The organism is Actinotignum inguinis (assembly GCF_051265835.1).
GTDB classification, from domain to species: Bacteria; Actinomycetota; Actinomycetes; order Actinomycetales; family Actinomycetaceae; genus Actinotignum; species Actinotignum timonense.
Window position 1 is genome coordinate 23435 of sequence record NZ_JBOZDP010000009.1, and the last position, 25543, is coordinate 48977.

At 62.0% G+C, this 25543-nt stretch carries 22 protein-coding genes and 2 pseudogenes; 11 read left to right on the plus strand and 13 right to left on the minus strand.

Going from position 1 to position 25543, the window contains the following annotated elements; all coding sequences use genetic code 11:
• Positions 1 to 127: 127 nt before the first annotated feature.
• The gene (guaA, locus tag ACRQFC_RS05805; RefSeq protein WP_087070578.1) at positions 128 to 1705 is read right to left on the minus strand and encodes a glutamine-hydrolyzing GMP synthase; all 1578 of its coding nucleotides are present in this window, start codon (positions 1703 to 1705) and stop codon (positions 128 to 130) included.
• A 221-nt stretch (positions 1706 to 1926) separates the two neighbouring features.
• Between guaA and pta the strand changes: the two genes are divergently transcribed.
• Both pta and ACRQFC_RS05815 read left to right on the plus strand, forming a co-directional pair.
• On the plus strand, positions 1927 to 3555 hold the full coding sequence (pta, locus tag ACRQFC_RS05810) for a phosphate acetyltransferase (RefSeq protein WP_180948664.1): 1629 nt from the start codon (positions 1927 to 1929) through the stop codon (positions 3553 to 3555).
• Positions 3556 to 3685: 130 nt separating this feature from the next.
• Positions 3686 to 4861 carry an acetate/propionate family kinase gene (locus tag ACRQFC_RS05815; RefSeq protein WP_026428236.1) on the plus strand — a complete coding sequence of 392 codons (1176 nt, stop codon included), beginning with the start codon at positions 3686 to 3688 and terminating at the stop codon, positions 4859 to 4861.
• 173 nt (positions 4862 to 5034) lie between these two features.
• Here the strand turns inward: ACRQFC_RS05815 and ACRQFC_RS05820 are convergent, their stop codons facing one another.
• From ACRQFC_RS05820 to ACRQFC_RS05845, 6 genes and pseudogenes are all read right to left on the minus strand, one after another.
• Positions 5035 to 5175 carry a hypothetical protein gene (locus ACRQFC_RS05820; RefSeq protein WP_435734654.1) on the minus strand — a complete coding sequence of 47 codons (141 nt, stop codon included), beginning with the start codon at positions 5173 to 5175 and terminating at the stop codon, positions 5035 to 5037.
• A 78-nt stretch (positions 5176 to 5253) separates the two neighbouring features.
• Positions 5254 to 5448 (minus strand): annotated as a pseudogene (locus tag ACRQFC_RS05825) (FAD-binding protein); the annotation flags it as partial.
• Between the two features lie 241 nt (positions 5449 to 5689).
• A pseudogene (locus ACRQFC_RS05830) lies at positions 5690 to 6964 on the minus strand (hypothetical protein); the annotation flags it as partial.
• 39 nt (positions 6965 to 7003) lie between these two features.
• Positions 7004 to 7423 (minus strand): hypothetical protein, encoded by a 420-nt coding sequence (locus tag ACRQFC_RS05835; RefSeq protein ID WP_087070575.1) that lies wholly within the window; start codon positions 7421 to 7423, stop codon positions 7004 to 7006.
• Entirely contained in the window at positions 7424 to 9124 is a 1701-nt protein-coding gene (locus ACRQFC_RS05840; RefSeq protein ID WP_087070574.1) for a sodium:solute symporter family protein, read from the minus strand.
• A 3-nt stretch (positions 9125 to 9127) separates the two neighbouring features.
• Complete coding sequence (locus tag ACRQFC_RS05845) at positions 9128 to 10147, minus strand: Gfo/Idh/MocA family protein (protein ID WP_087070573.1); 1020 nt, start codon at positions 10145 to 10147, stop codon at positions 9128 to 9130.
• A gap of 141 nt (positions 10148 to 10288) precedes the next feature.
• Between ACRQFC_RS05845 and ACRQFC_RS05850 the strand changes: the two genes are divergently transcribed.
• The 6 genes from ACRQFC_RS05850 to ACRQFC_RS05875 all read left to right on the plus strand — a co-directional run bounded on the left by ACRQFC_RS05850 (position 10289) and on the right by ACRQFC_RS05875 (position 16302).
• Positions 10289 to 10657, plus strand: a complete 369-nt coding sequence (locus ACRQFC_RS05850) for a GntR family transcriptional regulator (RefSeq protein ID WP_026428239.1) — start codon at positions 10289 to 10291, stop codon at positions 10655 to 10657.
• On the plus strand, positions 10654 to 11535 hold the full coding sequence (locus tag ACRQFC_RS05855) for an ATP-binding cassette domain-containing protein (RefSeq protein WP_087070571.1): 882 nt from the start codon (positions 10654 to 10656) through the stop codon (positions 11533 to 11535). The genes ACRQFC_RS05850 and ACRQFC_RS05855 overlap by 4 nt, the downstream gene beginning before the upstream one ends.
• Positions 11528 to 12433, plus strand: a complete 906-nt coding sequence (locus ACRQFC_RS05860; RefSeq protein ID WP_087070570.1) for a hypothetical protein — start codon at positions 11528 to 11530, stop codon at positions 12431 to 12433. The genes ACRQFC_RS05855 and ACRQFC_RS05860 overlap by 8 nt, the downstream gene beginning before the upstream one ends.
• A 101-nt stretch (positions 12434 to 12534) precedes the next feature.
• Positions 12535 to 13674: an alanine dehydrogenase gene (ald, locus tag ACRQFC_RS05865; protein ID WP_087070569.1), complete on the plus strand. Its 1140-nt coding sequence runs from the start codon at positions 12535 to 12537 to the stop codon at positions 13672 to 13674.
• A gap of 4 nt (positions 13675 to 13678) precedes the next feature.
• A complete protein-coding gene (locus ACRQFC_RS05870; protein ID WP_087070568.1) occupies positions 13679 to 15874 on the plus strand; it encodes an NAD(+) synthase in 2196 nt (731 codons plus the stop codon).
• Positions 15871 to 16302 carry a GNAT family N-acetyltransferase gene (locus ACRQFC_RS05875; RefSeq protein WP_087070567.1) on the plus strand — a complete coding sequence of 144 codons (432 nt, stop codon included), beginning with the start codon at positions 15871 to 15873 and terminating at the stop codon, positions 16300 to 16302. Before ACRQFC_RS05870 ends, ACRQFC_RS05875 begins: the two co-directional genes overlap by 4 nt.
• A 61-nt stretch (positions 16303 to 16363) precedes the next feature.
• Here the strand turns inward: ACRQFC_RS05875 and ACRQFC_RS05880 are convergent, their stop codons facing one another.
• The 4 genes from ACRQFC_RS05880 to ACRQFC_RS05895 form a co-directional block, all read right to left on the minus strand.
• Positions 16364 to 17479, minus strand: a complete 1116-nt coding sequence (locus ACRQFC_RS05880; protein ID WP_087070566.1) for a GuaB3 family IMP dehydrogenase-related protein — start codon at positions 17477 to 17479, stop codon at positions 16364 to 16366.
• Between the two features lie 147 nt (positions 17480 to 17626).
• Positions 17627 to 18880, minus strand: a complete 1254-nt coding sequence (locus ACRQFC_RS05885; protein WP_087070565.1) for a lipid II:glycine glycyltransferase FemX — start codon at positions 18878 to 18880, stop codon at positions 17627 to 17629.
• A gap of 123 nt (positions 18881 to 19003) precedes the next feature.
• Positions 19004 to 19660, minus strand: coding sequence for a response regulator (locus ACRQFC_RS05890; RefSeq protein WP_087070564.1), 657 nt, complete (start codon positions 19658 to 19660; stop codon positions 19004 to 19006).
• 36 nt (positions 19661 to 19696) lie between these two features.
• Entirely contained in the window at positions 19697 to 20572 is an 876-nt protein-coding gene (locus ACRQFC_RS05895; protein ID WP_159455010.1) for a sensor histidine kinase, read from the minus strand.
• 141 nt (positions 20573 to 20713) lie between these two features.
• Between ACRQFC_RS05895 and ACRQFC_RS05900 the strand changes: the two genes are divergently transcribed.
• Both ACRQFC_RS05900 and ACRQFC_RS05905 read left to right on the plus strand, forming a co-directional pair.
• On the plus strand, positions 20714 to 21463 hold the full coding sequence (locus ACRQFC_RS05900; protein ID WP_159455009.1) for an ABC transporter ATP-binding protein: 750 nt from the start codon (positions 20714 to 20716) through the stop codon (positions 21461 to 21463).
• A 94-nt stretch (positions 21464 to 21557) separates the two neighbouring features.
• A complete protein-coding gene (locus ACRQFC_RS05905; protein ID WP_143231863.1) occupies positions 21558 to 22220 on the plus strand; it encodes a hypothetical protein in 663 nt (220 codons plus the stop codon).
• 470 nt (positions 22221 to 22690) lie between these two features.
• Here the strand turns inward: ACRQFC_RS05905 and ACRQFC_RS05910 are convergent, their stop codons facing one another.
• Complete coding sequence (locus ACRQFC_RS05910; RefSeq protein ID WP_087070560.1) at positions 22691 to 22987, minus strand: hypothetical protein; 297 nt, start codon at positions 22985 to 22987, stop codon at positions 22691 to 22693.
• A 126-nt stretch (positions 22988 to 23113) separates the two neighbouring features.
• Here ACRQFC_RS05910 and ACRQFC_RS05915 point away from each other — a divergent pair, with 126 nt between their 5' ends.
• The gene (locus tag ACRQFC_RS05915) at positions 23114 to 23800 is read left to right on the plus strand and encodes an exonuclease domain-containing protein (RefSeq protein WP_087071180.1); all 687 of its coding nucleotides are present in this window, start codon (positions 23114 to 23116) and stop codon (positions 23798 to 23800) included.
• Between the two features lie 221 nt (positions 23801 to 24021).
• Here ACRQFC_RS05915 and guaB read toward each other — a convergent pair whose 3' ends face one another.
• On the minus strand, positions 24022 to 25530 hold the full coding sequence (gene guaB, locus ACRQFC_RS05920; RefSeq protein WP_026428247.1) for an IMP dehydrogenase: 1509 nt from the start codon (positions 25528 to 25530) through the stop codon (positions 24022 to 24024).
• Positions 25531 to 25543 lie beyond the last annotated feature (13 nt).

The following is a 25543-nucleotide window of genomic DNA, read 5'->3' on the forward strand; positions in this document are numbered from 1 at the left end:
AAACATTCCCAGACACGTGAGATGAGCGGCGCACATTCCCGCGACGCCCCCGGCGGGCGCGCCGATACGCGACTTCACGTCGCCACCCCTCTCACATGTGTGAGGAATCACTTTTTAACTGCGAATGTTACTCCCATTCAATTGTTGCCGGCGGCTTGGAGGTCACGTCCAGAACCACGCGATTAACTTCCGCCACGGAGTTCGTGATGCGGTTGGAGATATGGGCGAGCACATCGTAGGGAACCCGGGCCCAATCGGCCGTCATCGCATCTTCGGAGGAAACCGGGCGCAGCACGATGGGATGCCCGTAAGTGCGGTGGTCACCCTGCACGCCCACGGAATGCACCTCGGCGAGCAGCACCACCGGGCACTGCCAAATCTCAGCATCCAGCCCGGCCGCGGTGAGTTCTTCGCGGGCGATGGCATCGGCTTCGCGCAGGATACGCAGGTTATCTTCAGTGACTTCACCGATCACGCGGATCGCCAGGCCCGGCCCCGGGAAGGGCTGGCGGGCCACGATTTTCTCCGGCACGCCCAGTTCGCGCCCGATGGCACGCACCTCATCCTTGAAGAGGCTACGCAGGGGCTCGATGAGTTCGAAATTCATATCTTCGGGTAGGCCGCCCACATTATGGTGGCTCTTAATATTGGAGGCGCCTTCTCCCCCACCGGATTCCACCACGTCCGGGTAGAGGGTTCCCTGGACAAGGAATTTCACATCTTCCCCGCCGCCGAGCTTATCTACCAGCTGACGCTGCGCGCTTTCGAAGGAGCGGATAAATTCGCGCCCGATAATCTTGCGCTTTGTTTCCGGATCGCGCACGCCGGCCAGCGCGGAGAGGAAGCGCTGGGATTCATCAATGGTGAAGATGCGAATGCCGGTGCTTTCCGCGTAATCGCGTTCTACCTGCTCGCGTTCGCCGGCGCGCAGCAGCCCGTGGTCAATAAAGAAGCAGGTGAGCTGGTCACCAATCGCTTTGTGCACGAGCGCCGCGGCAACCGAGGAATCCACCCCGCCCGAGAGCGCGCAGATCACCTGCGCGGAGCCGACCCGCTCGCGAATCTGAGCCACCTGCTCATCAATGATGGAGGACGGAGTCCAGTTCGGGCTAATTCCCGAGCCTTCGTAGAGGAAGTTTTCCAGAGCGGCCTGGCCGCGCTGGGAGTGGAGCACTTCCGGGTGCCATTGCACGCCGAAGAGCCGGCGCTTGCGATCTTCAAAAGCGGCCACCGGGGTTTCATCGGTGGCGGCCGTGACGGTAAAGCCTTCCGGGGCTTCGCTCACGGCATCCCCGTGGCTCATCCACACGATTTGCTTATCTTCCAGGCCGGCGAAGAGGCAGGAATCGCCGGCGGTGCGGGCTTCGGTGCGCCCGTATTCGCGGGTGCCGGTACGCCCCACGCGCCCGCCCAGGGCCTGGGCCATCGCTTGGAAGCCGTAGCAGATACCGAGGATAGGCACCCCGGCCTCAAAAATGTCCTTATCGATTGCGGGCGCACCTTCCGCGTACACGGATGCCGGGCCGCCGGAAAGGATAATGGCCGCGGGCTTTTTCGCCAGCATATCCGCGGCGGACATGGTGTGCGGAACAATTTCTGAATAAACGTGTGCTTCACGAACGCGCCGCGCGATGAGCTGAGCGTACTGCGCACCAAAATCGACAACAAGAACCGGGGAATTATCGCTGGTATTCACGCTGTTCATTCTAGTGATTAAAACGCGCCGGCGCCTACTGGGAGCCGGCCCGCACCCGGAAGGGTTCTAGGACCTTCGTCACCGGATAGGAACGACGACGCCCACCCGCCCGCGTGGACCTGAGCTGGGCATGCACATCAGCTCGCAAGATGTGAGATTATTTGAAGGGATATCCCGGCGTGGATACGCCTATTTTTTCAAGGGTCCTCACGGGCCGGAAGGATAAGAAAGTGACCTACAGCGTATATTTCACCGCGGTAGAAGGTAATGCGGGCACCCAGGCGGTGGCCAGCGCCTACGTTGATGTACTCACCTCTACTTACAAGAACGTCGGGGTGTTCCGGGCGTTCACCAACGGAAATATCGAAAATGACTCCGCCTTCCTTCAGCTGCTCGACCAGGTTGGCCGCGGCGAGGATCGCGATATTGCTTGGGGTTCGAGCCGGCAGGCCTACGTGGCTGACGAAGAAGAAGCCATGACCCAGCTGGTGAATCGCTACACCGATTACGCCCAGAATTTCGATGCGGTTCTCATTCTCGGCATTCTGGATGGGGATCCCATTAATCCCGGGATGCTTTCGCGTACCGGCCGCACCATCGCCAACCTGGGCACCACCGGCATCGTCGCCGTGTCAGCGGCTCAGCGCAGCGCCGCGCAGGTGGAGGTTGTTGCCCAGCTTTCCGCGAAGGAAATCAAGGATCGGTACGGCACCCTGAGCGCCCTCATTGTTATTGACGCTGATGAGAACGTCCCCACCACCATGCGTGACCTGGGTATTCCTACTATTTATCTACCCGATGGCGAGGCGCGTTCCTTCACCGATAAGGATCGGGCCACCCTCGTTGCCGCGATGGAAGAGGAATCCTCGGTTATTACCCCGCTGTCCTTCCAGGCTTCCCTGGCGGCCCGGGCCCGCAAGGCAAAGAAGCGCATTGTTATGCCGGAGGCCGAAGATGACCGCATTCTGCTGGCCACCGCCCAGATTCTGGCCCGCGATATCGCGGATATTACCCTGGTTGGGGATAAGGATGAGGTTCTCGCCCGCGCCGCTGAGCTTGGCGTGGATGTCTCCGGTGCGGAAATTATTTCGATTGATGATCCGGAGCGGGTGCGCCGCTACGCGGAGAAATTCGCTGAATTGCGCGCCAAGAAGGGCGTGACCTACGAGCAGGCCGTGGAGAAGATGAAGGATCCTTCCTACTACGGCACCATGATGGTCTACATGGGCGATGCCGACGGCATGGTTTCGGGTGCGAACCACACCACCGCAAATACCATCGTTCCCTCCTTCCAGACCATCAAGATGAAGCCCGGCACGAAGACGGTTTCCGGTGCCTTCCTCATGCTCATGGATGATCGCGTCTACGTGTACGCCGATTGCGCGGTCAATACCAATCCCACCCCGGAAGAGCTGGCCGGCATCGCTATTGATTCGGCCCGCACCGCCCAGCAATTCGGTATTGAGCCGCGCGTGGCCATGCTCTCCTACTCTTCGGGTACCTCCGGCAAGGGCCCGGATGTGGATGCGGTGCGCGAAGCCACGGAGCTCGCGAAGAGCCTGGCACCCGAGGGCGTGCTGATTGACGGCCCGCTCCAGTATGACGCTTCGGTGGATGCTGCGGCCGCGAAGAAGAAGCTGCCGAATTCCCCGGTGGCCGGCCGCGCCACGGTTTTCGTTTTCCCGAACTTGAATGCCGGCAATATCGGCTACAAGGCCGTGCAGCGTTCTTCGGGCGCGGTCGCCGTGGGCCCGGTGCTCCAGGGCCTGAATAAGCCGGTGAATGATCTTTCCCGCGGCGCGCTCGTGGAGGATATCGTCAATACCGTGGCGATTACCGCGATCCAGGCGCAGGAATAACCAGCACCAACCGGAAACAACCTGCAATTCGCGGGAATCCGCAGGCATGAGCCGGAACAACCCGTATCCGGCATTACACTGAAGTTATAGGGGTGGGCCTCCACCCGGTCACAGACACAAGGAGATCATTTTGTCCGTTCTCGTAATTAATTCCGGCTCCTCCTCGATCAAGTACAAGGTCGTGGATCCCGAATCGGGTGAGGAACTCGCCTCGGGCCTCGTGGAGCAGATTGGTCTGCCCTCCGGTCACGTCAAGCACGAACACGGCGAGGACGTGCGCGAATGGGAAGGCCCCATTCCCAACCACGAAGTCGGTATGGAGAAGGTGCTCGAGTTCTTCGACGCCGCCGGCCCGTCCCTGCATGATGGCTCCATTCGCGCCGTCGGGCATCGCGTGGTCCAGGGTGGTAAGTACTTCGATGGCCCGGCTCTTATTACCGATGCGGTGCGCCAGAAGATCGAAGAGCTCCAGCCGCTCGGCCCGCTGCACAACCCGCCGGCCCTGGAGGGCATCAAGGTGGCGCAGCGCCTGCTGCCGAATGTCCCGCACGTGGCGGTTTTCGATACCGCGTTCTTCCAGAGCCTTCCGGAAGAAGCGGCACGCTACGGTCTCAACCGCGAGATTGCCGATAAGTATGAGATCCGCCGCTACGGCGCGCACGGCACCTCGCACCAGTATGTTTCCGGTGAGGTAGCGAAGATCCTGGGCCGCGATGATCTCAAGCAGATCGTGCTGCATATCGGTAACGGTGCCTCGGTGTCCGCGGTGGATTCGGGCCGCGCGGTGGAGACTTCCATGGGCCTGACTCCGCTGGAGGGCCTCGTTATGGGTGGGCGCACCGGCGATATTGATCCGGCTGCCGTCTTCCACCTGGCTCGCCAGGCGAAGATGTCCATTGATGAGATAGATAAGCTCTTCAACCGCCAGTCCGGTATGGCCGGTCTGACCGGCTCTTCCGATCTGCGCGATGTGCACGCGATGGTGGAGAAGGGTGATGAGAACGCGAAGGAAGCGGTAGATATTTACGTCCATCGCATCGTCAAGTACATCGGCTCCTACACCGCGATTCTTGGCGGCCTGGATGCCCTGACCTTTACCGCCGGTGTGGGTGAGAATGACGATATCATCCGCAAGGAAGTCCTTGACCGCCTGGCTCCCTTCGGTGTCAAGTACGACGCCGAGAAGAACGCCACGCGCTCGAAGAACGCGCGGGAGATCTCCACGGAGGATTCCACGGTGCATGTGCTCGTGGTCCCCACCAATGAGGAGCTGGCCATCGCCCAGCAGGCTATGACGCTCGTCTAAGCACGCGCCCGTTATTTTCGGGTACGACGACGCAGTGGGGGGAGCAACCGTTCCGGTTTCTCCCCCCACTTATTGGGCTACGTGGTGATTGAGGAGTGATTGCTAGCCGAGGCTGGCCCCCATATCCGGGGCTGAGGCTGGCACCTATTTTCAGGACCGGGGCGACTAACTAGCTATTGGTTTTCGGGGGCCGGGGCTGCGACCCGCTTCCGGATGAGGGTAATGAGCTCGGGAAGCACCGTGTAGAGGTCTCCGACAATTCCGTAATCGCAGAATTCGAACATTTCCGCTTCGGGATCATTATTGATCACCACGATGACTCCGGAATCCGTGACTCCCGCGGTGTGATGCGGCTGGCCGGAAATACCGATGGCGATATACAAATCCGGGGCGATAACCGTGCCCGAGAGCCCCACGTAGGAATCGCGCGGGAGCCAGGCATCCCCTTCGGCCAGCGGGCGGGTTGCGCCTTCCGCGGCATCGAGCACCTCGGCGAGTTCGTGGAAGAGCCGCAGGTCCTCCTTGGCGGCGAAACCGCGGCCGGCACCGACCACCCGGGTGGCGGTGGCCAAGCGCCGTTCGGACACATCTTCCGATTCGGCTGCCGTCAGCTGCCCGCGGGTTGGTTTGCGGCGCTATCGCGCCGCCCGGAGCCGCCACCTCAGCTACCGAGGTGCTGCCAGCACCCGCCGCATCACCAAAGCCCGAGGCAGCTCCAGCACAAGCCGCCGTACCGGGCAGCGAACCGATCACGCCCACGAAGGTTACTCCCGCGCGCGCGTAGGTTTCCAGGGAAATAGCCCCGAAACGCCCGCTGACCACGTGTTCGGCGCTGACTTCGCGCACGTCGGTGAGGATGGGCCAGCCGCGCCGGCCGGCGATCTCCCCGCCCAGCGCGCGTTCGCTTGGCTCATTGGGAACCAGCACAATATCCCCGGGCTGGGCATCCACGAGCTCCGTGAGCGCGGCGCTCAGGGCCTCGGCCGGCGCATCACTCGGGTGCGTGATGACCTGCACGCTGGTGGCATCCGGGAACGCGGGCAGCTGCGCGCTGTCTCCCGCTTCTCCTTCGGGAACGAGGGCGATCACGTGAACCGCGTCGTAGCGACGCAGGGCCGGAAGGAAAGGCGAAATAGTCGCGCCGGCGCTAATAATCCACACCGCGTGTTCCGGAGCCGAACCGGTGGAGGAAGAAGCTTCCGCGCCCGAAGTACCAGCGGCGTGAGGGGCGGCGTCGTCGCCAGAAATAACGGGGGCGCCGGTGCTCGCGTTGCTAGCGATTCCGGTGGCAGCGATTCCGCCGGCAGCGTCGCCAGAAATACCCGTGGAACCGGCGTTCGGCAGCAGGCCGCGCCGATCCAAGATCCCGACGAGTTCAGCCACGGCGCCGGGGCCGTCGAGGATTTGGTGGAGGCGGCGCTGGACGGGCGGAACCGCGCGCGCGATGGGGTCGAGGGTGCGCCCTTCCATATCGCCGAGGTCGGCGGCGGTGAGGAGCTGGGCGGGTTTCTTGGCGGCGTCGAGGATATCTTTCATGGCCGGGACTTTGACGGCCGCGGCGTCGGAGGTGACCGCGATGACCACAGGGCCGGCCACGCGCACCTCGCGGCGCTGCCCGCCGGTGTGCTGGGTAAGGAGGAGTTCCTCCCCTGCGGTGCGAATCGCGGAAACATCCTGGAAAGACGGCCAGCCCAGCGCCCCGGCGATCACACCGGAGACCATTTTCGAGCCTTCGTCGGTGGAACCCGGGCCGGTGATAAGCGCTGTGATGGTGCCGTCGCGCTGCACTACCCGCGCCAGGGCTTCGCCCACCGCGGTGGAATTCCAGCTGGTGGTGGCATCATCACTCACCACGAGCAGGCGGTCCGGGCCTTTGGACAGCGCGTTTTTGCGCAGCGCCGGGGTGCCGATGGAGTCGGGGCCCAGGGTGATACCCACAACCTCGGTGCCCAGGGAGTCGCCGAGTTCCCGCGCTGCCCGCATGGCAACGGCGTCGTCGTCGCTAATGGAGAGGCGCGCGCCGCTCCAATCCACCACACCGGAATCCAGTACGTGCGCTGAACGTGGATCGCCGGCAATTTTGTAGGCAACCGCAATGGTCATAAGTGTCCCCTGACGTAGGCGTTAGGCTTGCACATAATCTTAGCTCTCCCGCGGCGCGGTGGGCTGCGCATCCTCATCGGGCAGGCGCGAGCCGAGCGCTTCGGAGAGCACCTGCGGGGCGGCGGCGCTGCGGCCGGCAAAGAAGAGCGCCACGATCATCATGGCCAGGCCGGTCCACAGGTTGAGGTTGATGCCCGCGGCTTTGGCCAGGTCCTCCTCGGTCACGAAGAAGAGCCCGTAGCCGGCCAGCATCGTTCCGAAAACCCCGAACATGATGGCGATCCAGGTGCGCAGGTCGAAAAGCGAGAGCCGCCCGAGGCGCGCCTCGGGGAGGTGCGGCGCCGGCGCCGAAGCGGACTCGCCGCCCGCTGCACCCGCGTGGCCCGATTGCACGGGCGCCGAAGCTGGCGCGGCGCTCCGCCGAGCTGCGTCGTCGTTCATAGATTCGTATCCCTTCATTTACAGCACCACATTGAGGACCGTGCACACCGCGAGCACCGCGATGCCCAGCGGCACCGGTTCTTCCCACCAGTGCAGTTTTTCGCCGGTGAGGGCGCGTTCGCGGGCTTCGGCCACCCGGGCTTCGTGCAGTTTCGGGGCCGGCTGGGCGCCCTTAATATCCATCTTGACGCGCCCCCACACCAAGCCGTCGAGTTCCTCGATGGGCTTGGGGCGCGTGACCTTCGTGACGAGCACCGACACGATGAAATCGGCAATAAAAGCGACACCGGAAGCCGTGAAGGAAGCCGCCTGGGAAGAATTGAAGTCCAGCAGCCCGTTCGCGTAGCCCAGCTGGATAAACCCGGCTCCGGCCGCGCCGGCCACCAGGCCCCACAGCCCGGCCTGCGGGCTCATGCGCGCCCAGAACATTCCCATAATGAAGGTGGCGAAAAGCGGGGCGTTGAAAATGGACTGCAACATCTGGGTGTAGTCCTGAATATTGGAGAATTCCGCCGCGATAAAGGCCGCCCCGATGGCGATAAGCACCCCGATAATCGTCAGGCGGCGCCCGATTTTAATGTAGTAGGTGTCCTTGCGGCCCGGGCGCACGTACGTTTCCCAAATATCGTAGGTGACCACGGTATTGAAAGAAGAAACATTCGCCGCCATTCCAGCCATAAAGGCCGCGATCAGCCCGGCCAGCGCCATGCCCAGCAGCCCGTGCGGGAGCACCTCCCCCATAAGCGCCGGGAAGGCTTCGTTATGCGTGATCTCGCCGGTGTGCAGCTGCGGGATGAGAACCGCGGCAATCAGCCCGGGCACGATAATAATGAGCGGCAAGAACATTTTCGGGATCGCCGCGAGGATCGGGGTCAGGCGTGCGGAACGCATATCTTTGGCGGACAGCGCGCGCTGCACCTCGGTGAAATTTGTGGTCCAATACCCGAAGGAATTCACGAAGCCCATCCCCAGCAGCAGCGCGATCCAATTCCCGTACGGGTTCGTGGTGTTCCCGAGTCCGGTTCCGCCCCACACATCCAGGCCGTTCGGGCCGAGCACCTGGGTTTCGTTGAGGGCGTTGACCAGCCCGGCCGGTCCGCCCACCCGCGCCAGCCCGGCGATGGTCAGCGGGGTGAGCACCGCAACGATGAGCAGGAATTGCAGCACCTCGTTGTACATGGTGGCGGTGAGCCCGCCCATCACCGTGTAGACCAGCACCACGCCGGCCGCGATAATAATCGAAGCCCACAGCGGCACCCCGATAAGCACATTAATGAGGAGGGCGAGGGCGAAAAGATTGATGCCGGCCACCAGGATGGTCGCCACCGAGAAAATCACCGATTGGTAGAGGTGGGTGGGCCGGTCGAAACGCAAACGCAGGTATTCGGGAACCGAACGGACCCGCGAGCCGTAATAGAAGGGCATCATAATGAGCCCGAGGAAGATCATGGCCGGCACCGCGCCGATCCAGTAGTAATGCACCGTGGGCAGGCCGTATTGGGAGCCGGAGGCCGCCATCCCGATGAGTTCTACCGCCCCGATATTCGCGGAGAGGAAAGCCAGCGCGCAGATCCACGCCGGCAGCGAACGCCCGGAGAGGAAAAAATCCTCCGAGGTAGTGACTTTGCGCCGGGTGACCACGCCGATGACGAGGACCAGCACCAGGTAGAGCACCACGAAGCTGTAGTCGAAAGCGCTCGCGTCGAGCCGCAAATCCATGTTTTAGCCCTCAATTTCGGCCAGGGATACCACGCGGTGCTCGCGTTGCGATAACCGCACGGCTTCCGCGATGCGCAGGGAGGCGACGGCATCGTCCACCGTGGCAGGAATCTCCCCGCGGCCCGCAACCACCTCCAAAAACGCCTCGATTTCGCGTTCGTAGCAGGCGGCGAAACGGGCGATGAAATCCACCCAGGCGGACTCCTCCGGATAGGACACCCCATCCTCGAGGGAGCGCACGGGGAGTTTGCTATCGAAGCCGACCGCGAGGGTCTGCTCGGTGCCGTGCAGCTCCATGCGCACGTCGTAGCCGTGGCCGTTGAAACGCGAGGATTGCGCGGTGGCGAGCACATCGCCTTCCAGGCGCAGCACCGCCGCGGTTTCGCACACATCGCCGAAGTCACGGAAATCGGCCAGGCCCAGATCGGTGCCGAACGCCATGACCTCGGTGACTTCGCGCCCGGTGACCCAGCGCAGCATATCGAAATCGTGGATGAGGCAGTCGATGTAAATTCCGCCCGAGGCCGCCAGGAATTCGCGGGCGGCCGGGGCCTGATCCATGGTTCCCATGCTCAGGCGGCGCAGCTCGCCCAGGCTTTTTTCGCGCACCGCCGCGCGGGCCCGGGTGTAGGCGGTATCGAAGCGGCGCTGGAAGCCGACTTGGATGCGGGCTCCGCGCGCGCGGGCGGCTTCGCGCACTTTCAGGGTCGAGGCCAGCGAGGTGGATACCGGCTTCTCGGTGAACATAGGAATGCCCAGCTCCATGCCGCGCAGCAGCTGTTCGGCATGCACATCCGTGGGGCTGGTGAGGACCAGGGCGTCCAGGGTGACATCCGTGAGGGTAGCCTCCACGCTGGCTTCACTGATGCGGGCGCGAGTTGCAGCCTCACCTTCCAGTTCGGAAACGACGGCGGCACTGCGCTCAGGTTTCGGTTCGGCAATAACAAGTTCATCAACACGGTGGGCGAGAATGCGCGCGTGCATCAACCCGGCGCGGCCCGCTCCCAGTAAACCAATTTTCAACAGGGATTCCTTCCAAACGTGTCATTAGCCTAGATCAATTCCCCCGAGGCGTGCGAGATGTGAGTCATACCTCATAGCACTTGCAGCAGAGTCGGTTCTGTGGTTCATTAGTTATGTAACTAACCAAGGAGGGAGGGCGTGATGGAGTTCAGTTCAGCGGTGCCAATCTATGTGCAGCTGGCCGAAGATCTGCGTCGTCGTATTCTCTCCGGCGAACTCGGGCCCGGAGAAAAGGTCATGTCTACCACCGAATACGCCGCCACCTACCGCATTAATCCCGCCACCGCGAACAAGGCTTTTTCCCTCCTCGTGGAGGAAGGAATCCTGGAAAAGCGCCGCGGGATCGGCATGTTCGTGACCGCGGGCGCCCAGGCAGCCCTGCGCGAGCGCGGGCGCGCCACCTACCTGAGTGACACCCTCGCCCCGGCGCTCGCCGCGGGCCGGGCACTAGGGCTCAGCCCCGCGGAAATATCCGCACTCGTCTCGACCTATTGGGAGGAGAACCAATGATTAGCATCGAGAACCTGAGTTTCAGCTACCGGCGCGGGGCTCGCGCCCTCGATGATCTCAGCGTGGAGATCGGCCACGACACCATCACCGGCCTTTTCGGCCGCAACGGCTCGGGCAAATCCACGCTCGGGATGCTCATCGCCGGGCTCCTCCCGATTCGGCGCACCCGTGGGCGCGCCGCGGGAAGCATTTTTATTGACGGGCATCCGGTGGATGAAAACCCGGAGGTCATGCCGGGGGTGGCCTATATTCCGGCCCGCGTGGAGGTGATTTCCGGTTCCCCGCTCGCCATGACGATGGATCTGTGGCGCATGGCCCGCCCCACCTGGGATGAGGATTTCGCCCGGGAGCTATTCGAGCTTTTCGAGCTGGATCCCACCCGCGTGATTGACGGGCTATCCGTAGGCCAGCGCTCCACATTTTCCGCGATTCTGGGCCTGGCATCCCGCTGCCCCATCACCATTTTCGATGAGGTCCACCTGGGGATGGACGCGGTGATGCGCGAACTGTTCTACCGGGTTTTGCTCAGTGATTTCGCCGAGCACCCCCGCACCATCATCCTCTCCTCCCACCTGCTCGAGGAGGTGGAGAACCTGGTGGATACCGTGGTGTTCCTGCACCGCGGGAAACTGCTCGAGGCCGGGGACGCCGATGAGGTTCGCGCGCGCCACTCCACGGATAGCCTCGCTTCCCTCACCGATGTTTTAGTTACGACGACGCTCTCCCCCGCCCAGCGCGCCCGCCTGGCACAGCCGCTGGGCGCGCAGGCGCCCCGGGCCGGAAGCCTGCTGGCCCCCGCGGCGGCTGCCGGGGAAGGCACCCAGGAAGCCACCGCGGAAGCATCCACCCGCACCCAGATTGGAGTCGATCATGATTAAGCTGTATCGCCGCGCGAACGCTCTTATCTACCTGGCGGCGCGCCGCGCGATTGGGCGGCGCGGACCTTTCTCCTATTTTTATCGCAGCTTCTGGTTGATTGCGGGATGTTTCCTGGTCGTGGCAACACTGTGGCTCCCCTTCACCAATACCGAGACGCATCTACCCATCGGAGGCATCGACAACCCCGTTCTCAACTGGGTTGCGCTGGCATGGTTTGTGCTCAGCGGGAGCCTGATCTTCGGTGGGGTGATATGCACCCTCTCCATGCGGGCGCATCTGCAAGCGGGGAGCACGCGGCGGCAATTCTTTAGCAACCTGACGCGCAGCGCCGCGCGGATGAGCGCCGAATACCTGGCGGTTACCGCCGTGATTATCCTCGTGGTGCTCACCATTGTGCGCCGCCCGGATGGTTCCTGGGCTCTGGATGCCGCGTTTTCCCCTGAAGGTACCGCTATGCGATCGGGCAGTGTGTGGTTCATGTTCCTACCTACCTGGCTCTGCTGTATGGCCGTGTTCTTCGGGGCGGTGCTGGTGACCACCTTCTTGCTGCGCTGGTCGCTGAGCACGGTGGTACTGGCTGTCGCGGTGGTTATCGCTTTCTTCGCCGGGCTCTCCCTGGTGGGCTACCTTGTTGGTATCACCGGGCTGGCCGGATTCATCTACCGGCTCTGGATTCCCCATTGGGAAAGCTTCTACGCCTGGGCCGCCCGCACCGGCACCGATTTCGCGCATTGGGTGGGGCGGGTGAGTGACTCGACCGGCTTCACGGATTTCCTTACCGCCAATCAGGGCTTCATCGGGCTCCTCGCCTTCTCCCTCATCTTCGGCACCTGCGCGGTGATCGCCTGGGCGCTGGCGCGGCGTTCCACCGGCCGCTTGCATCTACTGCGGCTCTAACTGGGAGCGGGACCGTGCTGCGGGGCGCGCGGTGGCGCGGCCCGCAGCGCCGTCGTCGTACTACCTAGGAGCAGCGCGCACGCGCGCCGTAGACTAAGCACATGATTATTGGCGTTCCCACAGAATTGAAGAATAACGAATACCGGGTCGCGCTCACCCCGGCCGGTGCGCGCGAACTGGCCGCGGCCGGGCATACCGTCCTGGTGCAGGCCGGGGCCGGGGCAGCCTCCGGATGCGCCGACGCCGCCTACGCCGCCGCCGGGGCCCGTATCTGCCCGGACGCGGCCGAGGTGTGGGGCGCCGACGCGGTTCTCAAAGTCAAGGAACCCGAAGCCGAAGAATACGGGTATTTACGCGAGGACCTGGTGCTTTTCACCTATTTGCACCTGGCTTCCCAGCCGAAACTGGCCCGCGCGCTCCTGGATGCCGGCACCACCGCCATCGCCTACGAAACCGTGCGGGAACGGAAAGCGCTGCCGCTGCTCGCGCCTATGAGCCGGGTGGCCGGGAAACTCGCCCCCATTGTGGGTTCGCATTACCTCCTCGACGCGCAGGGCGGGGCCGGGATTCTCATCGGCGGAGTGGCCGGAACCCGCAAAGGCAAGGTGACCGTGATCGGCGCGGGTATCGCCGGGGAATCCGCCGCGGTGATGGCCGCCGGTATGGGCGCGAACGTGACGATTCTGGATATTAATATCGAGCGGCTCGCCCAGCTGGAAATGCGCCACGCCGGGATGCTCACCACCCTCGCCTCCACCGCGCAGACCATCGAGGAGCAGGTGACGGATGCCGATTTGGTGATCGGCACGGTGCTGGTGCCGGGTTCCTCCACCCCCAAGCTGGTGACCTCCGCGATGGTGGAGGGTATGCGCCCGGGCAGCGTGCTCGTTGATATTGCTATTGACCAGGGCGGATGCTTCGAGGATTCCCATCCCACCACCCACGATGAGCCCACGTTCACCGTGGACGGCAAGATTTTCTATTGCGTGGCTAATATGCCCGGTGCGGTTCCGCGCACCTCCACGGAAGCTTTGACGACGGCGACACTCCCCTATGTGGTGCGCCTGGCCGCCCAGGGGTGGCGCGCGGCCGCCAGCGCGGATCCGGGTTTCGCTAGCGGCGTGAATATTAGCGGCGGGAAAATCACCCACCGCGGGGTTTTTGATTCGCTGAGCGGGGCGCTGGGACTGCCCGAATCTGAGTTTGACGATTCCTGCGTGTCGAAGGCAATGGCAGACTAGACCCATGAGCGATTTCTCCTCGATTTACAGTCACGGTTACGTGCGCGTGGCCGCCTGCTCCCCGGAAGTGGTGGTGGCCGATCCGCAGCGCAACGCCCAGGCCATTATTGCGGCCGCCCGGGCGGTGAGCGCGCGAGGTGCGGTGCTGGCCGTGTTCCCGGAGCTGAGCCTCACCGGGTATTCCGCGGAGGATCTGTTCCTCCAGGATGCACTGCTGCGTGCCACCCTGGAAGCCCTGGAAACCGTGCGGGCGGCCAGCGCGGAATTCGACGCGGCCCTCATTGTGGGGGCGCCGCTGCACTGGCGCAACCGCCTCTATAATTGCGCGGTTGTGCTCCACCACGGGAATGTGCTGGGCGTGGTTCCCAAGTCCTATATCCCCAACTACCGGGAGTTTTACGAAAAGCGCCATTTCGCTTCCGGGGCGGGACTGCGCAATGCGGATATTGAACTGCCCGGGGTGCGTACGGATGCAGCCTGGAGCACCGGGCTTAGCGAAGAGCAGCGGGCCGAATTCGCCCACACTGAGGAAGCCTGGGCCTATACCCTGGGGCGGAATACTGTTCCCTTCGGGCCGGATCTGATTTTCTCCGCCAGTGATATTCCCGGTTTTGATTTCCACGTGGAGATCTGTGAGGACATGTGGGTGCCGATCCCGCCCTCGGCGCGCGCGGCCCTGGCCGGGGCGCAGGTGCTCGTCAATCTATCCGGCTCCCCGGTCACGGTAGGGCGTGAAGATGACCGCGATCTGCTGATCCGCGGGGCTTCGGCGCGCTGCGCGGCCGCCTATATCTACGCGGCGAATGGCGAATGGGAATCCTCCACGGATCTGGCCTGGGATGGCCAAACCGTCATCTACGAATGCGGGGAGAAAATCGCGGCCGGGCAGCGTTTTTCGGCCGGCCACAGCGCCACCCTGGGTGATATCGACCTGGATCGTATCCGCCAAGAACGCCAGCGCAACGGCTCTTTTAATGACAATGCGCTCACCCAGGGCACCGAGCGCGATGAGTATTCCAACCCGGGCACGGATTCCTTCCGCACTATTAACTTCACCGCCGGCATCCCGGATATGAGCGCGCTTGACGCCGCGGAGCAGCGCCTGCACCGCGAAGTGGTGCGTTTCCCCTTCATGGGCGGCAGCGAACGCAATCCGGATCGCGATTGCTTCGAAGCTTTCTCCATCCAGGTGTACGCGCTCATTACTCGGTTGCGGGCCACCGGCTCCGCCAAGGTGATTATCGGGGTGTCTGGCGGGCTGGATTCCACGCACGCGCTGCTGGTGGCCTGCCGGGCCATGGATCTTCTGGAGCGCCCGCGCACGGATATCCTCGCCTATACCCTGCCCGGTTTCGCCACCTCCCAGCACACCAAGAACAACGCCTATGCGCTATGCGAAGCCCTGGGGGTGCCGCTGGAGGAGATTGATATTCGCCCGGCGGCCCGGCAGATGCTGGCCGATATGGGCCATCCCTTCGCGGCTGGCGAGCCGGTCTATGACCTCACTTTTGAGAATGTGCAGGCCGGGCTGCGCACGGATTATCTGTTCCGGTTGGCCGGTTTCCACGGCGGTATCGTGCTGGGCACCGGGGATCTTTCCGAGCTCGCCCTCGGGTGGTGCACCTTCGGGGTGGGTGACCATATGAGTCACTACAACGTGAATGCCGGGATGCCGAAAACCTTTATGCAGCACGTGCTGCGGTGGATGGCTCGCCAGGACTTCCTAGCCGGCGCGGCGGCGCAATCTCTTATCGATATTCTCAATACGGAGATTTCCCCGGAGCTGGTTCCCGCGGATGCCGGCGGGGCGCTGCAATCCACCCAGGAGAAAATCGGCCCCTACGAACTCCAGGATTTCACCCTTTATTTCGCTTTGCGCTACGGCTTCCTGCCCTCGAAAATTGCTTTCCTGGCTCGGGAAGCCTGGGGGGATGCTTCCCGCGGCTTCTGGCCGGAAGGTATTGAGGGGGATGCCCGCCACGCCTATAGCCTGGCGGAGATCAAGACGTGGATGGAGCTGTTCTACCGCCGTTTCTTCTCCCAGCAATTTAAACGTTCCACTCTCCCCAACGGCCCGAAGATTCTTTCGGGTGGCTCGCTTTCCCCGCGCGGGGATTGGCGCATGCCTTCCGATGCCACCAGCCGGGTGTGGCTGGCCGATCTGGAGAATATCCCCAGCACTCCCACGGAGGACGCATGATTTCCCTGCAAGAAAATGTGACCGAGGATTTCCTGGCTGCCTGCCAGCGCCTCATCCCCCAGCTCTCCTCAAGCAGCGCGCCGCTTTCGCGCGCTGCTGCGGAGGAATTGCTCGCCCAGCCCGGGGTGTACCAATTGGTGTACCGGGTGGAGGAAGGTGCCCCGATCCTCGGGATGCTCACCCTCGTTACTTTCCAGATTCCCACCGGAACGCGGGCCTGGATTGAGGACGTAGTGGTCGACGACGCCGCCCGCGGCCACGGCGCCGGCCAGCAGCTCGTGGAAGCTGCCCTGGCGCACGCTGCCCAGCTCGGCGTGAAATCGGTGGATTTGACTTCGCGGCCCAGCCGGGAAGCCGCCAACCGGCTCTACCGGCGCTGCGGTTTCGAAGCGCGTGATACCAACGTGTATCGGTATCACGCGCAGTAAAGGCGGAGCACAGGAGCGCGCGGCCGCGTGGTGAGTAGCGCCATCGCTGCGAGAAGCGCGCCTAGCGCGGGGTGACCACCAGCTGGGCGCGCTGGAATTCCTTGCAATCGGAGTAGCCGTTAGCGGCCATGGCGTGGCGCAGCGCCCCCATGATATTGGTATGCCCGCGGGCGCTCGAGGTGGGCCCGACCAGAATTTCTTCCAGCGTGCCGGCGGTGCCCACATAAACGCGTTCCCCGCGCGGGAGGCGCGGGTGGCGGGCTTCCGGTCCCCAGTGCCAGCCGCGCCCGGGTGCTTCGCTGGCCCGCGCCAGAATGGTTCCGAGCATCACGCCGTCCGCCCCGCAGGCCAGGGCTTTAATGAGATCCCCGGAGCTGCCCACCGAGCCGTCCGCGATCACATGAACGTAGCGCCCGCCCGATTCATCGAGGTAGTCCCGGCGGGCGGCAGCGATATCGGCTATCGTCGTCGCCATCGGGGCAGCAATCCCCACGGTACGTAACGTCGCAGAAGCGGCCCCTCCCCCGTAACCGGCCAGCACCCCGGCCGCGCCGGTACGCATGAGGTGCAGCGCGCTCTGGTACGTGACCGCGCCGCCCACCAGCACCGGAATATCAAGATCGTAAATAAGGCCGCGCAGGTTGAGCGGTTCGCGGGTGGTGGACACATGCTCGGCGCTCACCGTGGTGCCGCGGATGACCAGGAGGTCCAGGCCGGCATCGGCGGCCGGCGGCACAATTTCTTTGGCGTGGCCCGGCGAACAGGCCCCGGCCACGGTGATCCCGGCGGCCCGCAGTTGCGCTACCCGGTAGCGCACCAGGCCGGTATCGATGGGGCGCTCGGCGTAGATCTGCTGGAGGCGCGCGGTAGCGGATTCGGGCGGCAGCGCGGCAATTTCTTCGTACAGCGGGGTGGGATCCTCGTAGCGAGTCCACAAGCCCTCAAGGTCCGCCACGCCCAATCCCCCGGCCCGCCCCAGGCGGATCATCATATCCGGGGAAGCCACCGAATCCATGGGGGCGCTGAGCACCGGAATATCGAGGTGGTAGGCATCCAGCTGCCAGGCAGTGGAGACTTCGCGAACGTCCCGGGTGCGCCGGGTGGGCACGATGGCGACGTCGTCAAAGGTATAAGCTATCCGCGCGCGTTTGCCGCGCCCAATCTCGATTTCGCTCACGTTCTCCACTTTACCGGCAAAGAAAGGCGCGCGACCGGGCCGCGGCGCACATCCGCGCGGCTAAGGCAGCGAAGCGCGGGGCCGCAACCGTTCTGCGCTGCTCCCGTGTCAAGGTCCTACCGCGTCACGCTCCACCACATCACGCGCTTACCGCGTTTCCGCACCCAGCGCGCGGGCGAGGAAACGCGGCGCGAACGTCTTTTCATAGGTGCCCACAAATTCTTCCACCTGCCCGTTGAGCCAGCGCTTGAAAGCGAGAATATTGGCATCGGCCGCGTCCTCGGAAAAGTCCCCGGAAATGCCGAACGTATTGTAGGTATCCAGGCTCTCATCGCAGGCGTATTTGAACATGGCGCGCTCAACCGGATAATCCCGCGCGTAGGCGGATAGCGTTTTATCCATCCCACCGAGCAGCAAAATCAGTTCGGAACCGACCCGGAATCCGAGCGCCGCGTTGAAGGGAATCTCCGCGTCGCCGCGCTCGGTCAGGGTTTCGCGTGCCATTTCTTCCTGGCCGTCGAGCACTTCCAGGCGCTGGGCGGCCTGCTCAAGTTCGCGCTCCCGCGCTTTCGTTTCTTTACGCCCGCGCAGCACCTCGATCCGCTCGTGTACTTCCGCGCGCTCAATCGCGATCTGATCGAGGTAGCGGCGCGGAGACACATAGGCCACCGCGAGCAGCGCGCGTTCGGGACCCATGTCCGCCATGAGATCGCGGTAGAAACGCACCGCGGAAGCCGAGAGAGCAGGCATGCCGTCGGTACGGTCGCGGGTACTCGCGTAGAGCTGCGCGAATACATCGAAATCTTCCGGCCCGAGGAAACGGGTCTGCACCCCGTAGCGGTTTTCGTTATTGAAACGACGACGCAGCCCCTTGGCGAGAGTTGCTTTGGCTTCTTCGAAGTTCATCCCGGAGATCGTCTTGGTGTAAATCCAGCGCAGTTGAATATCGGAGCGCTCCCCGAATTCATAAGGAAGGTGGCGCCAACCATCGCGTTCCAGAGCTTGGGAGACCGCGCCGGCCACCGGATTGTCCTTGAGCGGCGTAATATCCGTGTACCAGCGCCGTGCCAGAATCGGGTTAATCCGGGCGGTGAGCAAGCGCGGCTGGGAAGCGAAATGCCGGTTGAGCCCGCTGAAGAAAGCGGAAACAACCTCGCTGCGGCTCCAATCCAAGGTGGGCCCGTAGGCGAGGGAAGCCCGTGTGAAGATCTTCTTCCAGGGTTGATACATAACGAGGCCGGCCCCGCAAATATTTCCGGCATTGTTACGCACGCCCACGTATTCCACCCGGTATCCTTCGGCCGCACGCACCCGCCCGTAGCTCACCGTTTGGGAAATGAAACACCGTTGCGTGGTCATGTAGTCGTTGTACTCATTCTCGGATAACACCGCGAACTGCATTGTGTTCCTTCCTGCCGGGCAGCTCAGAGCTGATTCGCCACCTGCCTATTAGAGTAACTTAAGCTGAAACAGCCCTGGAAATGGGGGCGGAAAGCTTCCTCAGTTCGGTGCGAATAATCCGTCTTAGCTAAATGTCACCAATCCGGCTCGGAAGGCCAGGACGATGGCCGCCGAGCGGTCGCGAGCGCCCGTCTTGCGCAGTATTGCGTTGATGTGGCTTTTGAGAGTACCTTCCGAAATATAGAGTTGCCCCCGAATTTCTAGGTTAGTTAAACCGCTACCGATGAGGGTCAAGACTTCTAGTTCCCGTGCGGTCAAATTCTGTAATTCAGGTACCTCACCAGGCGACCGGCCCCTTTCGTGGAGGTAACACTGTACTACGTGGTCTAGGACCTGGCGGTCGAGCACTCTGTTTCCCACCGATACCTGGCGGATTGTCGAGATAATCGTCTCGGATTCGCTATCTTTGAGAAGGTACCCGTCAGCGCCCAGGCTCAAGGCCTTTCGCAGATACAGGTCATCCTGATACATGGTCAGCATGACAATGCGCCCAGGGAAGCCATTCCGTTTCAGCTCCTTGAGTACGTCCAGTCCGTCCATGAGAGGCATGCGAATATCCAGCAGCAGAACGTCAATATCCGTCTCACGCACCATACGGCAGGCTTCCACGCCGTCTCCGGCGCTGCCCACCACGCGAAAGTCCTCCTGCTGCTCGAGGAGAACCGCGAGGCTTTCCCGAAGTAGTCCCTGATCATCTGCAATCGCAATCCGAATCATCATGTGCTACCTCCTCATACATACCGGGTATTACCGTTCTCACTCGGGGTACATGCATAGTTTCCACCCGGCGCCCACTGGCCCGGCGCCCACGACATAGCCGCATTCGGCGGCGCGTTGCCGAAGGTGATCCAAGCCAATCCCGGAGCCGATGATGGGCTGCCAATCCGGTGCCGGCCCCTGATCTACTAGTTCGAGGCTCACGCCCTTGCCTTTTTCTTCAATCTGGAAGGTGACGGTGGTGGGTCCGGCATGGCGGGCGGTATTCGCTAATCCTTCCCGGCAAGTTGCGATGAAGAGCTTACGCAGCTGCGGATTCAGCCTTTGGATAGTTGCGAGCACTTCGGCAGTGCCCCTGAGTTCCATACCGTGCCGTTGCGCTGCCGCAAAAATTTGTTCTAGATCCGGCATCCCGGGAGGACTAATATCACGGCCCTGCAATCGGTCAAGAACGGTACGCATCTGAGCGATAGTTTGCTTATTAGAGTCCCGAATATCACTCAACGCTGCCAATGCTACCGGATCAGTCACTTCTTCGAGAGCCCGGGTGAGTCGCAAATGCTGTAATCCCAAGCCGTCGGAAACTATATCGTGCAACTCCGCGGCGAGAGCTAAGCGATCTCCCGATAGGATTTTTTCAGTTTCCGCCTGTGCTTGTAACTCACTATTGCGTCTTCTTTGCACAAGCCACTGCCAATACCACCACCCCAGCAGCGCCCCGCAGAGCGCAAATATCGCTAGGCGCCACCAGATTTCGTATTTTTCCGGAACTGCCACAAAAACCATAAGTCCCAGAACAAGCAGCGGTAGCACCGCCCTGCCCAGCACTCCCCAGCGGTTTTCCTTCTTCTGCGCCGTGTGACCGGCGGTCACGCGAATGGACGCGGGACGCGATGGAGAGGTGGTAGCGCACATAGCGCATATGCTACCCGTGCAGCGCTCCCATTCCATCGGCCCGCGGGCTGATTTTTCCCTCGGAACCCAGGCTGAGCTAGGGCCGCGAGTATCGAACACGAGGCCGATGTGCTCCGCATGATGAGTCGCCAGCATAGAAGCATGACAACACTTCCCATAGAAACCAAGGATTTATCCAAAATTTATCGTGGTCAAAGTGCGCTCCATAATCTAACGCTGAGTTTCCCTCCCGGCCAGATCGTGGGTTTAGCTGGCCATAACGGTTGCGGAAAATCCACACTCATACGCCTCTTAGTTGGCCTGGAACCACCCACCCATGGACAAGCTCTCATCTTTGGGCATCCCTACCGACAACTGGACTACCCGCTTCGCTACGTGGGAACCCTCCTGGGTGGTTCGGGGGCAACTCGCTCGCGTACTGTGCGCCAGCATCTGGCATGGATCGCAGCGACCCATCACTTCGCGAGCCAGCGCATTGACGAGGTACTGCATACGGTTGGTTTGGATCGCGTGGCCACTCGAAAAGCCGGAAAGCTCTCTCTGGGCATGAATCAGCGTCTCGGTTTAGCGGCCGCGCTTCTCGGCGACCCTCCTGTGCTGCTACTAGACGAACCTTCCAATGGTCTTGACCCGCAAGGAATCGAGTTACTGGCGCAGCTGATTGCAATGTGGCGGCGTGAGGGAAAAACGGTTGTGCTCTCCAGTCATCTGTTGGATTTCCTTGCCGATACCTGTGATCGTCTGGTGGTCCTGGAACAGGGCAGCGTGGTGTACGACGGCGCAGCCACGTTGGCTCACGGCAACCTGGCATCCGGCCGATGGCCGTCCCACCCGAATACAACCGAAAAGGCTACCGGAGCCGCGAAGCACGAAGGAGACACAGATGCTTAGGTCATTTTCGCGGTTAGTGCGCGCACAATGGGTACTCTGGTGGACCTCACGATCTGTCCGAATCGCATTGTTGGCATGTTTCCTGCCTGCGGCATTGTTCTTATTCGTACAGTACAGCGACGGGAAACTCTGGCACGCCGATTATTCTCTATTCTCGCAGGCGCTCCTTATGCTCTCCCTTGCCCCCATTATTTCCGGGGTGGGATCCATCTCCGAAAACTTGGTTCCCCTGGAGCCCCACCACGCTTCCACCCGAACTCTCATCGCGGTAGCGGTGCCACGTCGTTTCGCCTGGGCGGCTGCTCATCTACTGGTAGGTTTCTTCTTTGTCGTCATCTACCTCAGCCTTGCCCTGCTTGTCGGCTTTGGCGTGGGTGCCTTCCAGTGGAGCAGCTTCAATGTACAAGCTTTATGTGGCCTCCTCATCTACTGGAATGTACTGTGCTGGTTAGCCTCCTTCCTCGCCTCAGTATTCCAATCCGGGACGATCCCTCTTCTCTTCCTCCTGCTCAATCAGTCAGTTGTTCCACTGTCGTTCCTTTTATCTCGGGTAACGCCCCTCGCCCGTTGGAGTCCGGACCTGGCTGCTTACGGCCTTATTTTGCAGGGTGATATGCTCGCCAATTCGGCTATGTCACCAGAACTTGCTGCGGATGTAGCCGCTCATTGGAGCACAAATATCTTCGTTCTGCTCGCGTGGATGATTGTCATTGCACTCGGATTTTTCTGGTCCGAACGCCGTAAGGCCGCGGCATGATTAGCTCTTTGCGTGCCCACGATAGGGCGATCTGGCACCTGCGCGGTGCGCTCATTCAGGTGGCTTCACAGGTACGAATCGGTGTCGTTCTCGGGCTGTGTGTAGTTGCCGGGAACATGATGACCGCACTGCAACTACTCCCCCGCGCCGGCGAACTTCCCGCTGGTTGTGCAGGTTTATCTACCGCCATCGCGGTCAGCATTGTTTTTGCGCAGCCCATTGCGGCTGTCCTACCGTGCGTGTTGCTAAATTTCGATGATCAACCGCGTTACCGCGATATCACTACCTTGGTTCTCCCCGCCACACCACTGACCCTGCTCGCCCGAGCCATATGCAGTGGCGTGACTGTGTGTTTGTGGGGATCGGGTCAGGCCATTGGCGCCGTGGTGATGTATAGATTTCTGGCACCGCGCGGTATAGATGCCTCAACTCTAAGTGCCACAGAGTATCGCGAGCTGTTGTTAGCCTCGCTACCTTCGGTAGGCGCGGTACTCGTGTATCTTGCCACCCTGTGCATATTCTGCGTGAGTATCTGCCTTATTTTCCGATCCCGATATTCCAGCGTGGCCGTTCTGCTCACGATTGTGGCGATTATCGCTCCGCTTGTCCAAACCCTTCTTCCCGAGGTAGGAAAGTACCTTCCCGGAATTGCCGGTATCAGTATCCTCAGGGGTGACGATTCCGGGAATATGCTTCCACCCGGAATCGGGCTTCTCGTACTGCTCTTCTCCAGCTTGCTGCTCATCGGTGTCGCCGCGTTGAAACATTGGATACCCTTACGCCGCGGACGTAGCCGCAGATAGGAACCGGTACGTTTTCGTGTCGTAGGGGCGGATTAGACTACGAAGCACCAGCACAGAAGCGCGGCGCGGGCCGCGGAAAGGATGGGAACCGTGTGGACCACGCTGCCGCTTATCGGCTTTGATACAGAAACAACCGGGGTGGATCCCCGGCGCGATCGCCTCGTCACCTGCTCGCTCGTGCGGGTGGATAGTGAGGGAACCTCGCGGCGGTATTGGCTGGCGGATCCCGGGGTGGATATTCCGGAAGCAGCCAGCCAGGTGCATGGCATTACCACGGAGCAAGCCCGCGCGGAGGGCCAGCCCATCGCGGAAGTCCTCGGTGAGATCGCGGATATTTTGGGGGCGCAACTAGCGGCCGGCCAGCCGGTGGTGGCTTTTAATGCCTCCTATGATTTCACCCTGCTCGAAAGTGAGCTGGCCCGCCACGGGCTGCCCACCCTCAACCAGCGCTTGGGCGGTGAGATTTTCCCGGTTATTGATCCCTATCTGCTGGATCGCGGGGTGGATCGCTACCGCAAGGGGAAGCGGCGCTTGGAAAACCTCGTTATGCATTACGGGGTTTTCCAGGATGATTCTTTCCACAATGCGGAAGCTGATGTGGTGGCCACGCTGCGGGTACTCGGGGCCATGTTGGAGAGATTCCCCCAGCTGCGGGAAAAGGAACTGCGGGAAATCGTGGATATTCAGATCGCGGCCGAACGCGAATTCCAAGAGTTTTTGCGCAAAGTAGGCCGCTCGGATGGCCCCAAGGAAGGCTGGCCCGTCCCGCGCAACTAGTACTCGCTAGTTACGTTGCTGGTCCGGCTGGGCGAACCCAAGCGGACAACGCATCATCCAGTATGCGCATAAACCCAGCCACGCGGGAGCCGGGCTGCGGCGTCGTACTTTGCGGTACATAGCGAAAGGCCGGGAACGCGCTCTTACGTTCCCGGCCCTCGTTACCACCCCAGCGCTGCCACGCGTGGCAGCGAGCTAAAGGAGATTATGAGTAGGAATATTTAGGACTTGAGCCCGGAGTAATTCGGGGCTTCCACGGTCATTTCCACGTCGTGGGGATGCGATTCCTTGAGGCCGGCGCCGGTCATGCGGACCATGCGGCCCTTTTCCTTGAGCTCGGCAATGGTGGAGGCACCCGAGTAGAACATGGTCTGGCCCAGGCCGCCCACCAGTTCGTAGAGCACGGAGGCCAGCGGGCCGCGGAAGGGAATCTGGCCTTCGATGCCTTCCGGAATGAGCTTCGCATCGGAGGTGACGTCGGCCTGGAAGTAGCGGTCCTTGGAGTAGGACTTCTTGCCACGCGAGCTCATCGCACCCAGGGAGCCCATGCCGCGGAAGTGCTTGTACTGCTTGCCGTTCACGAAAATGACTTCGCCGGGGGTTTCCACGCAGCCAGCAAGAAGCGAACCGAGCATCACGGTATCAGCACCGGCCACGATGGCCTTGCCGATATCACCGGACCAGTGCAGGCCGCCGTCCGCAATCAGCGGGATACCGGCCGGCTTGCAAGCGCGCGCCGCATCCACAATCGCGGTCACCTGCGGTACGCCCACGCCGGCCACCACGCGGGTGGTGCAGATGGACCCGGGGCCCACCCCGACCTTGACCGCGTCCACCCCGGCGTCGATGAGTGCCTGGGCGCCGGAGCGGGTGGCGATATTGCCACCGATAATCTCCACGCCGTCAAAACCGGAATCGGCACGCAGGCGACGAATCATATCGAGGGCGAGCTTCGCTTCCCCGTTCGCGGAATCAATCACAAGCACGTCCACGCCGGCATCGGCAAGCATCCCGGCCCGCTCCCAGGAGTCGGTCAAGTACCCAACGCCCGCGCCCACGAGAAGGCGGCCCTGGGAATCCTTGGAAGCATTGGGGTACTGCTGGGTTTTGACGAAATCTTTGACGGTGATAAGGCCGGTGAGGCGCCCATCCTCATCAATAAGGGGAAGCTTTTCAATCCGGTGGCTCTTGAGGAGCGCCCGGGCATCCGCGCGGGACACACCCGTGGGTGCGGTCACCAGCGGCATGCGGGTCATCACATCCTCGACCCGGGTGGTGGCGTACTCATCTTCCGGAACGAAACGCAAATCACGGTTGGTAATAATGCCGAGCAGGTGCTTCTGCTCATCCACAACGGGAAGGCCAGAGACCCGATACTGCCCGCACAGGGCATCAAGCTGGGCGATCGTGGCATTCGGGGCTACGGTCACCGGGTCGGTGATCATGCCGGATTCGGAACGTTTGACCTCGCGAACCTGCTGGGCCTGATCTTCCGGGGAGAGATTGCGGTGAATAATCCCAATACCGCCCTGGCGTGCCATCGCAACAGCCATATCGCGCTCCGTGACCGTATCCATAGCCGCGGAAGCCATGGGGGTTTTCAGCACAATATTGCGGGTCAGGTGGGAAGAGGTATCGACTTCGGAAGGAATAACATCAGTTGGTTGCGGAACAAGCAACACATCGTCATAGGTTAGAGCAAGAGGAGCAAAATCGTTCACGAAATCCATTTTCCCATGTTAT

What these genes read in the sequence shown, in the direction of transcription:
- ACRQFC_RS05875 (WP_087070567.1), top strand. Translation starts at nt 15,871, where the DNA reads ATGATTTCCCTGCAAGAAAATGTGACCGAGGATTTCCTGGCTGCCTGC.
- ACRQFC_RS05910 (WP_087070560.1), bottom strand. Translation starts at nt 22,987, where the DNA reads ATGTTTCAACGCGGCGACACCGATGAGCAGCAAGCTGGAGAAGAGCAG.
- ACRQFC_RS05850 (WP_026428239.1), top strand. Translation starts at nt 10,289, where the DNA reads ATGGAGTTCAGTTCAGCGGTGCCAATCTATGTGCAGCTGGCCGAAGAT.
- ACRQFC_RS05900 (WP_159455009.1), top strand. Translation starts at nt 20,714, where the DNA reads ATGACAACACTTCCCATAGAAACCAAGGATTTATCCAAAATTTATCGT.
- ald (WP_087070569.1), top strand. Translation starts at nt 12,535, where the DNA reads ATGATTATTGGCGTTCCCACAGAATTGAAGAATAACGAATACCGGGTC.
- ACRQFC_RS05855 (WP_087070571.1), top strand. Translation starts at nt 10,654, where the DNA reads ATGATTAGCATCGAGAACCTGAGTTTCAGCTACCGGCGCGGGGCTCGC.
- guaA (WP_087070578.1), bottom strand. Translation starts at nt 1,705, where the DNA reads ATGAACAGCGTGAATACCAGCGATAATTCCCCGGTTCTTGTTGTCGAT.
- ACRQFC_RS05860 (WP_087070570.1), top strand. Translation starts at nt 11,528, where the DNA reads ATGATTAAGCTGTATCGCCGCGCGAACGCTCTTATCTACCTGGCGGCG.
- ACRQFC_RS05885 (WP_087070565.1), bottom strand. Translation starts at nt 18,880, where the DNA reads ATGCAGTTCGCGGTGTTATCCGAGAATGAGTACAACGACTACATGACC.
- ACRQFC_RS05895 (WP_159455010.1), bottom strand. Translation starts at nt 20,572, where the DNA reads ATGTGCGCTACCACCTCTCCATCGCGTCCCGCGTCCATTCGCGTGACC.
- ACRQFC_RS05890 (WP_087070564.1), bottom strand. Translation starts at nt 19,660, where the DNA reads ATGATGATTCGGATTGCGATTGCAGATGATCAGGGACTACTTCGGGAA.
- guaB (WP_026428247.1), bottom strand. Translation starts at nt 25,530, where the DNA reads ATGGATTTCGTGAACGATTTTGCTCCTCTTGCTCTAACCTATGACGAT.
- ACRQFC_RS05835 (WP_087070575.1), bottom strand. Translation starts at nt 7,423, where the DNA reads ATGAAGGGATACGAATCTATGAACGACGACGCAGCTCGGCGGAGCGCC.
- ACRQFC_RS05870 (WP_087070568.1), top strand. Translation starts at nt 13,679, where the DNA reads ATGAGCGATTTCTCCTCGATTTACAGTCACGGTTACGTGCGCGTGGCC.
- ACRQFC_RS05840 (WP_087070574.1), bottom strand. Translation starts at nt 9,124, where the DNA reads ATGGATTTGCGGCTCGACGCGAGCGCTTTCGACTACAGCTTCGTGGTG.